Annotated in this window: 1 pseudogene; it reads right to left on the bottom strand. The window is 77.5% G+C overall.

Annotated features, from left to right (window positions below):
- Window positions 1–78: 78 nt before the first annotated feature.
- A pseudogene (locus tag ACLBYB_RS33395) lies at window positions 79–285 on the bottom strand (FUSC family protein); the annotation flags it as partial.

The raw sequence follows: 285 nt of genomic DNA, 5'->3' as shown, positions 1-285 counted from the left end.
GGTGACGTACCAGAAGCCGTTGACGAGCAGGACGGCGGCGGCGGTGCGCAGGGCGTTGTCGAAGGCGTGCCAGCCGTCCTAGTCCAGGTCGTTCCACAGGAGCAGGTGCGGGCGGAACGGCACGCGCCGCCGGCCCACGCGCCCGCCGGCCCGCAGGAGCCGCGCCGAGACCCGGACGCGCCCGACCTGCCGGACGGCGACCGCCCCGCCGGCACCGATCAGGTCGGTCGAGCGCGATCCCGGCCGGTCCGGCAGCAGCGCCCGCAGCAGGCCCGCGGCGAGCAC

The organism is Methylobacterium sp. D54C (assembly GCF_053345595.1).
Note: the sequence above shows the minus strand (reverse complement) of the source record. Positions and strands in the feature narration are given on the sequence as shown.